Raw genomic sequence first — 11,695 nt, 5'->3', positions numbered from 1 at the left:
CAAGGATCAACCGAAGTAGGCGTAAAGCAACAGCCGAAACACTGTCGCCCATCAACCGAAGACCAAACGTCAAGCATCAGCCGAGGTCGTACACGTCTGGAGTAGGGCGGGCGGGGCTCGAACCCGCGACCAAGGGATTATGAGTCCCCGGCTCTAACCAACTGAGCTACCGCCCCTGAGCGCTTATCGCGGCCACCATGGTCCCATGCCGCGCAAGTGACATCATGGATAGGGTGCCCGCCGTGTCCAGCGCTTTCGCCTCCGACAACGCCGCCCCCGCACACCCGAAGGCCCTCGACGCGATCCTTGCCGCCAACGACGGAACCACCACGTCCTACGGCGGCGACCCGATCACCGAGCGCGCCGCCGAGCTGGTCAAAGAGGTCTTCGACTCCCCCGGCGCCGACGTCCTGTTCGCCTTCACCGGCACCGGGGCCAACATCATTGCCCTCGCCTCCGCCGTGCGGCCCTTCCACGAGATCCTCTGCAGCGACATCGCCCATTCCCTGCTCGACGAGGCCGGCGGCCCCACCCTCGTCTCCGGCGCCAGCCTGCACACCCTGCCCAGCGACGACGGCCTCATCGACCCCGCCCTGCTCACTCACCGCATCACCCGTCGCGGCGACGTGCACCACTCCCAGCCTCGCATCGTCACCATCACCCAGTCCACCGAGAACGGCCGACTCTGGCAGCCTGATGCCCTCGCCGAATTCATCGACCACGCCCACGATCTCGACCTGCTGGTCCACGTCGACGGCTCCCGCGTCGCCAATGCGATTGCTGCCCTTGATGTCCCGCCCGCCCAAGCGGTCGGCGACGCCGACATCGTCACCATCGGCGGCACCAAGAACGGCATGCTGTTCGGCGACGCGATCCTGGTGCGCCGCCCCGAGCACTTCACCGGGATCGAGTTCGTCCAGAAGCAGATCGGCCACCTGGCCAGCAAACACCGTTATGTCTCAGCGCAATTCGACGCCATGCTCGCCGACGGCACCTGGCTGCAAGCCGCCGCCCACGCCAACACCATGGCCGCCCGGCTCAGCACCGGCATCACCACCCTCGGGCTGCACCTGAGCGCCCCGACCGAAGCCAACGAGGTGTTCGTCGACCTCCCGACCGAGGCCCTCGCCGCAGTCCGGGAACAGTTCGCCGTCCACGCGCCCGACCCGCACAAGCCGGCGGTAAGGTTCGTCTGTTCGTGGGCCACCACCGACGACGACGTCGACGCCGCACTGCGGGCACTCGCCCACGGCCAAGATCGCATCATCTGACGTCGCGAGCGTGCGCGTCTGTACAGTGACACGCCGCCACGGCGGTCCGTTCACGCACGCTCGCGCGCAATAAATTAGAGCTCGGCGAAGACCGTCTGGCCGTCCGCGTCGATGACGTAGCGATCGGTACCCTCGGCGACGCGCGCTTGGTCCGCCTTCAGCGACACCGCGATCTTGTTGCTCGCGTTTCGCATCACGTCCAGTGTCAGCTCGCGCGCCTGCTCGTGCGAGAAGTGTTCCCGCACACCGGAAGCCACGCCGGAGCTGATTCGCGCCGGCGACCAGATCAGCGCGTCGGCGTAGCGCAGCGCCGCCTTGTGCGCATCGGAGAGCAGCTCGGAGGATTCGAAGTGCTCGATGTCGTCGTACATCGACTCGCTGCCACCGGCGTCCAGAGCCGTGCCCTCGCGCAGCGACTTGCACAGCCGGCAGTTGTGCGCAACCGCCCCGCGCAGCCGGACCACCTCGGTGGTCACCGGGTCCAGCGACTTGAGCCGGGCCACGCCGGGCAGCAGCTGGTTGAACAGCACGTCGGCCGCGTCGATGCTCGGGTCCCACACCGGATCCGCCGGCACCCAGTGCACCGGCAGGCCGAGCACCTCCAGCCCGTTGCGCACCCGGGGCAGGAAGTCGGCGAAGAACATCTGCGCGACAGCCCCGAAGCTCCCCGCGCCCAGCGCGGTGGTCAGCGCCTCGCGCTGGTGATCGGAGATTGCCGACACGTCGACGCTGAACTGCTCGGCGAACTCGGCCACCACCTTCTCGGCGTCCGACTCCGGCGCACGCACCGGAGTCTGCGCAGGCAGCGGGGTCAACGACAGCGTCTCGCCGCACGTCGTGCGGATCAGTCCCACCAACCGCTGCTGATCAGCCGGCGACTGCACCACCAGCTGAGTCAGTACTGCGTCAAGATCATCGGCCATCAGCCGATTATTGCGCTTGGCTCACCGAGGACATGTGGAAGTCGGGGATTCGCAGTGTCGGCATGACCGCGCGGGTCGCCCAGTCACCCCATTCGCGGGGCAGGGTCGGCTCGGCGACACCTGCCTCGGTGGCCCGCCGGAGCAGATCCAGCGGGCTTTCGTTGAACCGGAAGTTGTTGACCGCCGCGGTGACTTCGCCGTCTTCGATCAGGTAGACGCCGTCGCGGGTCAGCCCGGTCAGCAGCAGCGTGGTCGGATCGACGGTGCGGATGTACCACAGCGTGGTCAGCAGCAGGCCCCGCTCGGTGGCCGCCACCATGTCGGCCAACTCGGCGCTGCCACCGGTCATCAGCAGGTTGTCGGCCGGGACCGCCACCGACGTCCCGAACTCGGTGGCCGCCGCGCGCGGATAGGCCAGCGCGTTGATAACACCGTCGCGGATCCAGTCCACCCGCCCGATGTCCATCCCGTTGTCGAACACCGAGACCGTCTCCGAACCGCTGGCCGCCGCGACGAACGGCGCGCACTGCAGGCCCGCCGCGAACGGATCGGAATACATCGTCAGCGGCAGATCGGTGAGCTTCTCCCCCACCCGGGTTCCGCCGCCGGGAGCCGACAATGCGCTGCGGCCCTCTTCGGCACCGCGGCCGTCCATCGACCAGCCCAGGTAGATCATCATGTCCGCCACCGTCGACGGCGGCATCAGCGTCTCGTAGCGGCCCGCGGGCAGCTCGACGGTCCGCTGCGCCCAGCCCAGCCGCAGCGCCAGATCGTCGAGCAGCGCATCGGTCTGCACATCGGCGAACCATGGCGTGCTCACTCCCGCCCATGCGCTCGCGCCGTCGCGTTTGGCATTGACTTCCACCGTTCCGGTCGGCTGGGTGAAGCGCCTGCGGATCCCCGTGGAGGTGGCCAGGAACGTCGTCTCGACGATGTGGTGGGCGAACCCGTACAGCCGGTCGGTACGCCCGAATCCACGCGACAACGCATCGGCGACATCGGCGAAGACCGCGGCGCCGGTCTCGGGCACGGCCTCGTTCCAGTCGTCGGGAGTGCCGTCGCCGGTCAGCAGGGGTGCGCTGTCGCGGGCCTCGGGAGCCCCGTGCGCGGCGTGTTCGGCGGCGGCCACCAACACCGGGATCGCGGCAGGGTTGACGTCGCTGCTGCGCACCGCACCGGTGTGCGACGTATCGCCTTTGCGGACAATGGAAATCACGGTCGTCGACCGGGTGGTGGAGACACCGTTGGTGGTCATCGAGTTGCCGGCCCACCGCAGCGAGGCATCAGCCCGGTCGGTGACGATCACGATGGTCTCGTCGACGGTTGCGGCGGCCAGCGCCAGTTCGACCACCTGCTGTGCGGGGATCATCGACCGGACTCCTCACGCGTATTCAGCACATTCACACCGCGGAACAACGCCGACGGGCAGCCGTGACTGACCGCGGCGACCTGCCCCGGCTGGGCCTTGCCGCAGTTGAACGCCCCACCGAGACGCCACGTCGATGGCCCGCCAACGGCTTCCATCGAATTCCAGAAGTCGGTGGTGGTGGCCTGGTAGGCGACATCGCGAACCTGACCCTCCAAGCGGCCGTGGCTGATCTTGTAGAACCGCTGCCCGGTGAACTGGAAGTTGTAGCGCTGCATGTCAATCGACCAGGATTTGTCGCCGACGACATAGATGCCGTCGTCGACGCGGGCGATCAGGTCGTCGGTGCTCAGATCCTCGGCGCCCGGCTGCAGTGACACGTTCGCCATCCGCTGGATCGGCACATGATGCGCGGAATCGGCATACGAGCATCCGTTGGAGCGGGACTGCCCGAGCCGGGGTGCGAACACCCGGTCGAGTTGGTAGCCAACGAAGATACCGTCGCGCACCAGATCCCAGCTCTGGGCCGCCACCCCTTCGTCGTCGTATCCGATTGTGGCCAAGCCGTATTCGACGGTGCGGTCGGCCGTCACGTTCATCACCGGCGAGCCGTAGCGCATGGTGTTCAGCTTGTCCGGGGTGGCGAACGAGGTGCCCGCGTAGGCCGCTTCGTACCCGATCGCGCGGTCGTATTCGGTGGCGTGCCCGATGGATTCGTGGATCGTCAGCCACAGGTTGGTCGGGTCGATCACCAGGTCGGTCGGGCCGGCAACCACTGTCGGCGCCTTGGTCTTGTCCGCCAACAGGATTGGCAGCTCGGCCAGCTCGGCGCTCCAGTCCCACACGTCGTTGCCGGCCAGCACCTCCCAACCGCGCGCCATCGGCGGCGCCAGCGTGCGCATGGATTCGAAGCTGCCCGCGGCGGCGTCGACGGCCACCGCTTCCAGCGCCGGCATCACCCGCACCCGCTGCTGGGTGATCGAGGAACCGAAGGTGTCGGCGTAGAACACCTGCTCCTTGACAGTGTTGACCATCGCCGAGACATGGTCGACCCCGTCGGAGGCCAGCAGCCGCCCGGAGTACTCCCCGAGCACCGCGATCTTGTCGGCCGTCGACACCGTGAACGGGTCGATGGCGTAGTTCGACACCCAGGTCACGTCGGCGTAGACGGGCTCGGCCGCCAGCTCGATGCGCTCGGCGTTGAGCGCCGCCAGCGAGGTCGCCACCTCCACCGCGCGCCGCGCGGTATCTGCGGCCACCTCCGGAGCCAGCTCGGCGTGCGAGGCGAAGCCCCACGTGCCGTCGACGATCACCCGCACCGCCAGACCGATCTCGCGGTCGGTGACGGCGCTCTGCAGCTCGCCGTCGCGCAGCTGGACCACCTCATTGGTGACGCCGTGGATACGCAGGTCGGCATAACTCGCGCCGGCGGCCAGGGCCGCCGACAGGGCGGCGTCGGCGAGCGCATGCCGTGGCAGGGCCAGGAAGTCGGCGTCAACATCGCGTGGGCTCACGTGCTACACCGTAACGGGCGCTTTAATGGCGAACGTGACCACTCGGCGTGCGCGTTCCCCCCTGCTCGGGTACGCGCTGTTGGCGCCGAGCCTGTTCGGGGTGGTGTGCTTCCTGCTGCTGCCGATGCTGGTGGTGCTGTGGCTGAGCCTGCACCGTTGGGATCTACTGGGCCCGATCCGTTATGTGGGGCTGGACAATTGGCGCTCGGTGCTGACCGACGCCAGCTTCGGCAACTCGTTGGCGGTGACTCTGGCGTTCATCGCGATCGTGGTGCCCGCGCAGATCGTGCTCGGTTTGGCAGCGGCCGCGCTACTGGCCTGGGAACTGCCAGGAAGCGGAGTGTTCCGCACCCTCTACGTGCTGCCGTGGGTGTGCTCGCCGCTGGCAGTCGGGGTGCTGTGGCACTGGATTCTGGCGCCCACCGACGGCGCGGTGAGCACCCTGCTGGATCGGCGCATCGAATGGCTCACCGATCCGGGGCTGGCCCTGCCGGTGGTGTCGGCGGTGACGGTGTGGATGAACGTCGGTTACGTGACGCTGTTCTTCCTGGCCGGCATCCTGGCGATCCCGCCGCAGATTCACGCCGCAGCCCGTCTCGACGGCGCGACCAGCTGGCAGCGGTTCTGGCACATCACGCTGCCGATGCTGCGCCCGACGCTGTTCTTCGTCTCGGTCACCGGCATCGTCAGCGCGGCGCAGGTGTTCGACACCGTCTACGCGCTGACCGGCGGCGGTCCGGCCGGGCGCACCGATCTGGTGGCACACCGCATTTACGCCGAGGCATTCGGCGCCGCGGCGATCGGGCGTGCGGCGGTGATGGCGCTGGTGCTGTTCGTCATCCTGGTCGGCGCGACCATCGTCCAGCACCTCTACTTCCGGCGACGGATCAGCTATGACCTCACGTAACGCACTGATCTATCTCGGGCTGCTGGCCGGTGCGCTGATCACCCTGGCCCCGTTCGGGCTCGGGCTGCTGACGTCGTTCACGTCCGCGCAGCAGTTCGCCACCGGCAGCCCACTGTCGCTGCCCAACCCGCCGACACTGGCCAACTACGCCGGCCTCGGCGACGCCGGATTCGGCCGGGCGCTGGCGATCACCGCGCTGATGACGGCGATGATCACGCTGGCGCAGCTGACGTTCTCGGTGCTGGCAGGCTACGCGTTCGCGCGGCTGGAGTTCCGCGGCCGCGACGCGTTGTTCTGGGTGTACGTCGCCACCCTGATGGTGCCGGGCACTGTGACCGTAGTTCCGTTGTATCTGATGATGGCCGAGCTCGGGCTGCGGAACACCTTCTGGGCGTTGGTGTTGCCGTTCCTGTTCGGCTCGCCGTATGCGATCTTCCTGCTGCGCGAGTACTTTCGCGGCATTCCCGCAGACCTGATCAACGCCGCCCGCCTGGATGGGGCCAACACCCTGGATGTGATCGTGCATGTGGTGTTACCGGCCAGCAAGCCGATCCTGGTGACACTGACGTTGATCACCGTTGTCAGTCAATGGAATTCGTTCATGTGGCCGCTGGTGATCACCAGCGGTGGCAGCTGGCGGGTGCTGACCGTGGCGACGGCCGGCCTGCAGACGCAGTACAACGCGCAGTGGACGCTGGTGATGGCGGCGACGACGGTGGCGATCGTGCCCTTGATCGCGCTGTTCCTGGTGTTCCAGCGTCAGATCGTCCGCTCGATCGTCGTGACGGGGCTCAAATGAGCTGGCCGGGTGCACCGAGATCGACGCCATGGCTGTGGTCTCGCGAAATTCACGACCCTGATGTCGTTCTCGACGAACGGACGGCGAAATGAGCTGGCCGCCACGGTTCTCGACTCGCATGCTGGCCGGGCTGATCACCGTCGCGCTGCTGCTGGTCGCCGGGGCGCTGGTGCTGGGCCGCAGTGGTGATCCGTCGGGGAAAACCGTTGTCACCGTGCGGCTGTGGGACCGTGCGGTGGCCGCCGCGTACGCCGAGTCGTTCGCGGAGTTCATGCGCGCCCATCCCGACATCGAGGTGCGCACCGACGTCGTCGCCTATGCCAGTTACTTCGACACCCTGCGCACCGATGTGGCCGGCGGCGGGGCCGACGACATCTTCTGGATCAACAACGCCAACTTCGCCGAATACGCCGACAACAACCGGCTGATGGCCGTCGAGCCCAGCGCCGACTGGGATCGGTCGGTGGTCGCGCAGTTCACCCGCGACGGCACGCTGTGGGGTGTTCCGCAGCTGACGGACGCCGGAATCGCGCTGTACTACAACGCCGACCTGCTTGCGGCTGAGAGGGTGGGCCCCGCCGAGCTCGACACGCTGCGCTGGGATCCCGACCCGGGCGTCGACACCCTGCGGCCACTGCTCAAGCGGCTCACCCACGGCAGGCAGTGGGGATACAACGCCGCCAACGACTTACAAGCCATCTACCTCAACTACATCGGCTCGGCGGGCGGGGTGTTCAACGACGGCGACCGGTTCGCCTTCGACAACCCGCAGGCCGTCACCGCGTTCGAATACGTCATCGGGCTGATCAACAGCGACCAGGTCTCGCCGCCCGCATCGGACACAAACGACAACGGCGACTTCTCCCGCAACCAGTTCCTGTCCGGGCGGATGGCGTTGTTCCAGTCGGGCACCTACAACCTGGCCCAGGTGGCCGAGCACGCGACGTTCCGCTGGGGTGTGGCGATGCTGCCGACCGGACCGGCCGGGCGGGTGAGCGTCACCAACGGCATTGTGGCCGCGGGCAATCCGGCCAGCCGCCATCCCGAGGCAGTGCGGGAGGTGCTGGACTGGCTGGGTAGCACCCGGGGCAACGAGTACGTCGGTCGCGCCGGCGCGGCCATCCCCGCGGTGCTGCCTGCTCAGCAGGTGTACTTCGACTACTGGTCGGCCAAGGGCGTGGACGTTCGGCCGTTCTTTACGGTGCTCGACGGGCCACGGATTCCTGCGCCGGGCGGGGCCGGTTTCGCTGCCGGCTATCAGGCGATCAAGCCGTACTTCGACGAGATGTTCCTCGGCAGAACGCCGGTGACCGACGCGCTGCGCGCCGCGCAGAACGCCGCCAACGCGGCCGCTTCGCGGTAGGGATCGCGACTGTGCGCCCTGTGCACGGAAATTCAGTGATATCGGTGCATAAGGCGCACACTCGGCAGCGCTAGATACCCGCGAGCACCGTTGCCTGCAGCACCACCGACACGACAATCACCACGAACGAGATCGTCATCACCACCCAGTCGGCCCGTCGTGGGCCGGACGGCGCAGCCGAGATCAGGCCCGTCCCACCGCGCGCGGTGATCGCGTCGCCCATCTCGTCGGCACGCCGCAGCGCCACCGTGATCCCGGCCGCCATCAGGTCGACCATCTCGATCGCCCAGCGCCGCCGCCGGGCCCGGCGGCTGGTCAGCACCGGCCGCGGACGCAACCGCCGCGCCGCGTACAGCAGCCGGAACTCCTCGAGCAGCATCGGAAAGGCCCGCAGCGACAAGGCAAGCGCCACCGCCCAGTCGTCGACGGGAAACCGCAACGCCTTGAACGGCCGGCCCAGTTTCGCCACTGCAGGCGCGACGTCGGCGACGTTCGTCGTCCACGACACCAACATCCCCAGCGCCAGCAGCACGACCGCCACCACCGTGACGCGCACGAACTTCATCAGCCCGCCCAGCGCGATCTCGACAGACCCGAGGTGCACGAACGGTTCTCCACCGCCCAGCGTCGCGGTGACACACCCGACCAGCAGCAGAAGCCACAGCCATATCGGCACCGACGGAACGACACCGCGCGGGATGCGCGCCATCCGGATCGCGATGCCGATGAGGATCGTCACCAACGCCAGCGGCACCCAATCCGGGTAGAACGCCAGCAGGGCCGAAAAGGCGAGGACGACAATCAATTTGGTGCCCGCCCACAGCTCGTGGATCGGCGACGTCCCGGGCACCGGACGCAGCAGCACCACCGGGCGGGCCTGACGTGTCGTCATGACGGCCCCTCCGTCAGCACGCCATCGCGCAGATGCAGCGTGCGGGGGCACAGCTCTTCCAGGCCGACGAAGTCGTGCGAGATCACCACGACGGTCAGTCCACTGTTGCGGCGCAGATCGATGAGCAGCCGCAGCAGGCCGCGCTGACTGGCGGCGTCGAGTCCCGCCAGCGGTTCGTCGAGGATCAGCGCCTGCGGTGAGCGGGCCAGCAGTCCGGCGATCACCACCCGGCGCATCTGCCCGCCCGACAGCTGGTCGATGCGGCGTCCCACCAGCGACGCGTCCAAACCGACCTTCGCCAGCGCAGCGATCACCCGCGCGCGGTCGTGGTAGGAAAACCCAGCTGCCGAAGCAACTTCCAGGTCGACGCGGCTGCGCATCAGTTGCAGCCGAGCAGCCTGGAACGCGATCGCCACCTCGCCGACGCATTCGGACGCGGGCCGTCCCCGCACCAGGCACGAGCCGGTGGTCGGTGTGGTGAGCCCCGCCATGATCCAGGCCAGGGTGGATTTCCCGGACCCGTTGCCGCCGTGGATCAGCACACCCTCGCCGTCGTGAATCGTGAACCCGACGTCACGCAATGCGGGCTTGGCCCACGGTGTGCCACTGGCATATTCGTGGCCGACGTGCTCGAGCTGCAGCACCGGTTCGGCCGCACGGGGGGCGGCGCTCACCGAGGCAGTCGGCGCCGCCGTGCTCTCGACCATGTGTGCGTTGTCCTGCGACTCGCTGAGCTTCACGATGCGGTCGGCGGTGTCGGCCTCGTTGTTGTAGTGGGTGATCTGCACCAGCGCCATCCGGCGCCGTTCGGTCAATCCGGACAACACACTCAGCAGCGCCTCCCGCCCACGCTGGTCAACCATGCTGGTGACCTCGTCGGCGATCAGCAGCGAGGGCCGACGCGCCAGCGCGGCCGCGACCGCCAGCCGCTGCAGCTCACCGCCGGACAGCCCGCCGGTGTCGCGCTCCTCCATACCGGCCAGGCCGACCTCATTGAGCAGCCCTGCCACATCGGTGTCCGTTCCCGGCGGCAGACCCCACACGACGTCGTCGGCGACTCGCGTTCCCAGCACCTGACTTTCGGGGTGCTGCATGACGACGGCCGTCCCGCCCAGCTGACCCAGCCCGACCGCGCCGGGGCGTTCGATCGAGCCGGAGGTGGGTGCCCGCCCGGACAGCAGCAGCATCAGCGTGGTCTTGCCGGAGCCGTTGGCGCCGGTGATCGCGACGTCCTCGCCGGCGTCCACGGTCAGGTTCAACGGCGCCAGCGCGTCGTGCGTGGCGTTGGGGTACCGGAACCGCGCATCCACCAGCCGCACGGGAACCGGTGCGGCGGGCCCGGATTCGTCGGGCGTCTCGAGCTTGTGCACATCGGGGATGCCGCTGAGGCGATCCAGCACCCGTGACAGGGCCCACCACCCAACCAGGGTCACGACCATGATCGAGAACATCGCGTAGACCATCAACAGCAGCGGCCAGTACTGCAGGGCGATGCCGAAGAGGTGCCTGGCATCCTGGGCGGCCGGGCGGAACGGCTCGAAATGCGACACCACCGAGACGACGCCGTCGAAGTTGGCCGTCATCGCCGCGAATGTCAGCGAGCGCAGCCGCACCAGAACGGTCAGCGCGGCGATGATGAACAGCCCGAAGACCACACCGGCGACCAGGCCCACCGCGATGACGGTCGGGGTGCCGCGCCCGCGACGTTTCATGATGCCGGCCAGCCCACCCACGTAGGCACAGTTGACGACCACCATCAAGCCGCTGACGCCGGCGATCAGGAACGCGACGACACTCGCGGCGAACGTGGCGGCCACCAGCACCCGCAAGCGGTAGCGGTAGCCGAGCAGTCCCATCGGGACAGTCGTCAGCAGTGACAGTCCCCCGGCGAACGGGACGACGACGGAGATGATGGACAGTGCGGCGGCCAGTGCGGCCATCACCGAGGCCTGGGCCATCTCCACCGGTGACAGTGAGCGACCTCGACGGCGATCGATCGACCCGGCGGACGGCTGTGCAGGCGCCTCCGGTCTCGTCGCGGTCATCACCCGATTCTGCCAGCCGTTGCGACGGGGCAGTCGCTCCGACCTGCCGCCGCCTGGCCGTCTGTGGACATCCTGTGAGGTAGGCCACCGGACACCTGGGCGACAACATAGTATTTCTATGTAATTATGGGACATATGAGTCCGACGCCCACCCAGGAACTCCCCGGCGCCTCACCCGCGCTGGGCTCCGAGCTGCTCGGCGTCATCGCACGGCTCAACCGGCTGGCCACTCAGCGCATCCGGCTCCCGCTGCCCTGGGCGCAGGCCCGGCTGCTGGGCACCATCGACGATCAGGGCGAAGCCCGGATCTCGGACCTGGCCGAACTCGACCACTGCTCTCAGCCGACGATGACCACTCAGGTCCGCCGCCTGGAGGACGCCGGCCTGGTGGCCCGCACCCCCGATCCCGACGATGCGCGTGCCGTCCGCATCCGCATCACCCCCAAGGGCCAGACGATCCTGGCTCAGGTCCGTGCCGACCGCGCCGCGGTCATCGACCCGCGCATCGCGCGGCTGTCCGACGAGGACCGCGAAATTCTGTCGACCGCCGTCGGAGCATTGCATCGCCTGCTCGACGACCTCGACACGTCACCGAAGTAGTGAGGAGTGAGCCAC

General features: G+C 68.1%; 10 protein-coding genes and 1 tRNA gene. 5 read left to right on the top strand and 6 right to left on the bottom strand.

The features are described 5' to 3' along the window. Positions 1–102 precede the first annotated feature (102 nt). Positions 103–176, bottom strand: a tRNA-Ile gene (locus EV580_RS31865). 48 nt (positions 177–224) lie between these two features. Between EV580_RS31865 and EV580_RS31860 the strand changes: the two genes are divergently transcribed. Beyond that, the gene (locus EV580_RS31860; protein ID WP_133696790.1) at positions 225–1,271 is read left to right on the top strand and encodes a threonine aldolase family protein; all 1,047 of its coding nucleotides are present in this window, start codon (positions 225–227) and stop codon (positions 1,269–1,271) included. A gap of 74 nt (positions 1,272–1,345) precedes the next feature. Here the strand turns inward: EV580_RS31860 and EV580_RS31855 are convergent, their stop codons facing one another. From EV580_RS31855 to EV580_RS31845, 3 genes are read right to left on the bottom strand one after another with little or no spacing between them, the layout of a single operon-like run. Beyond that, on the bottom strand, positions 1,346–2,194 hold the full coding sequence (locus tag EV580_RS31855; RefSeq protein ID WP_133696788.1) for a carboxymuconolactone decarboxylase family protein: 849 nt from the start codon (positions 2,192–2,194) through the stop codon (positions 1,346–1,348). A 7-nt stretch (positions 2,195–2,201) separates the two neighbouring features. Further along, positions 2,202–3,563 carry a metallopeptidase TldD-related protein gene (locus EV580_RS31850; protein ID WP_133696786.1) on the bottom strand — a complete coding sequence of 454 codons (1,362 nt, stop codon included), beginning with the start codon at positions 3,561–3,563 and terminating at the stop codon, positions 2,202–2,204. Continuing rightward, complete coding sequence (locus EV580_RS31845) at positions 3,560–5,074, bottom strand: TldD/PmbA family protein (RefSeq protein WP_133696785.1); 1,515 nt, start codon at positions 5,072–5,074, stop codon at positions 3,560–3,562. The genes EV580_RS31850 and EV580_RS31845 overlap by 4 nt, the downstream gene beginning before the upstream one ends. 25 nt (positions 5,075–5,099) lie before the next feature. Between EV580_RS31845 and EV580_RS31840 the strand changes: the two genes are divergently transcribed. From EV580_RS31840 to EV580_RS31830, 3 genes are all read left to right on the top strand, one after another. Beyond that, positions 5,100–5,981: a carbohydrate ABC transporter permease gene (locus tag EV580_RS31840; protein ID WP_133696783.1), complete on the top strand. Its 882-nt coding sequence runs from the start codon at positions 5,100–5,102 to the stop codon at positions 5,979–5,981. Beyond that, complete coding sequence (locus EV580_RS31835; RefSeq protein WP_166654970.1) at positions 5,968–6,780, top strand: carbohydrate ABC transporter permease; 813 nt, start codon at positions 5,968–5,970, stop codon at positions 6,778–6,780. Before EV580_RS31840 ends, EV580_RS31835 begins: the two co-directional genes overlap by 14 nt. Before the next feature lie 88 nt (positions 6,781–6,868). After that, a complete protein-coding gene (locus tag EV580_RS31830; RefSeq protein WP_133696781.1) occupies positions 6,869–8,143 on the top strand; it encodes an ABC transporter substrate-binding protein in 1,275 nt (424 codons plus the stop codon). 70 nt (positions 8,144–8,213) lie between these two features. On the opposite strand, the gene EV580_RS31825 is transcribed toward EV580_RS31830, so the two are convergent. Both EV580_RS31825 and EV580_RS31820 read right to left on the bottom strand, forming a co-directional pair. Continuing rightward, the gene (locus EV580_RS31825) at positions 8,214–9,035 is read right to left on the bottom strand and encodes a CbiQ family ECF transporter T component (protein ID WP_133696779.1); all 822 of its coding nucleotides are present in this window, start codon (positions 9,033–9,035) and stop codon (positions 8,214–8,216) included. Beyond that, the gene (locus EV580_RS31820; protein WP_166654969.1) at positions 9,032–11,080 is read right to left on the bottom strand and encodes an ATP-binding cassette domain-containing protein; all 2,049 of its coding nucleotides are present in this window, start codon (positions 11,078–11,080) and stop codon (positions 9,032–9,034) included. The genes EV580_RS31825 and EV580_RS31820 overlap by 4 nt, the downstream gene beginning before the upstream one ends. Positions 11,081–11,215: 135 nt before the next feature. On the opposite strand from EV580_RS31820, the gene EV580_RS31815 reads away from it, so the two are divergent. Beyond that, entirely contained in the window at positions 11,216–11,680 is a 465-nt protein-coding gene (locus tag EV580_RS31815) for a MarR family winged helix-turn-helix transcriptional regulator (RefSeq protein WP_370581599.1), read from the top strand. The last annotated feature ends 15 nt before the right edge of the window (positions 11,681–11,695 follow it).

The sequence above is a fragment of the Mycobacterium sp. BK086 genome, assembly GCA_004362315.1.
Classification (GTDB): Bacteria; Actinomycetota; Actinomycetes; order Mycobacteriales; family Mycobacteriaceae; genus Mycobacterium.
This window is presented reverse-complemented; position numbering and strand designations above follow the sequence as displayed.

What these genes read in the sequence shown, in the direction of transcription:
- EV580_RS31860 (WP_133696790.1), top strand. Translation starts at nt 225, where the DNA reads ATGGATAGGGTGCCCGCCGTGTCCAGCGCTTTCGCCTCCGACAACGCC.
- EV580_RS31855 (WP_133696788.1), bottom strand. Translation starts at nt 2,194, where the DNA reads ATGGCCGATGATCTTGACGCAGTACTGACTCAGCTGGTGGTGCAGTCG.
- EV580_RS31850 (WP_133696786.1), bottom strand. Translation starts at nt 3,563, where the DNA reads ATGATCCCCGCACAGCAGGTGGTCGAACTGGCGCTGGCCGCCGCAACC.
- EV580_RS31840 (WP_133696783.1), top strand. Translation starts at nt 5,100, where the DNA reads ATGGCGAACGTGACCACTCGGCGTGCGCGTTCCCCCCTGCTCGGGTAC.
- EV580_RS31835 (WP_166654970.1), top strand. Translation starts at nt 5,968, where the DNA reads ATGACCTCACGTAACGCACTGATCTATCTCGGGCTGCTGGCCGGTGCG.
- EV580_RS31830 (WP_133696781.1), top strand. Translation starts at nt 6,869, where the DNA reads ATGAGCTGGCCGCCACGGTTCTCGACTCGCATGCTGGCCGGGCTGATC.
- EV580_RS31825 (WP_133696779.1), bottom strand. Translation starts at nt 9,035, where the DNA reads ATGACGACACGTCAGGCCCGCCCGGTGGTGCTGCTGCGTCCGGTGCCC.
- EV580_RS31820 (WP_166654969.1), bottom strand. Translation starts at nt 11,080, where the DNA reads ATGACCGCGACGAGACCGGAGGCGCCTGCACAGCCGTCCGCCGGGTCG.
- EV580_RS31815 (WP_370581599.1), top strand. Translation starts at nt 11,216, where the DNA reads ATGAGTCCGACGCCCACCCAGGAACTCCCCGGCGCCTCACCCGCGCTG.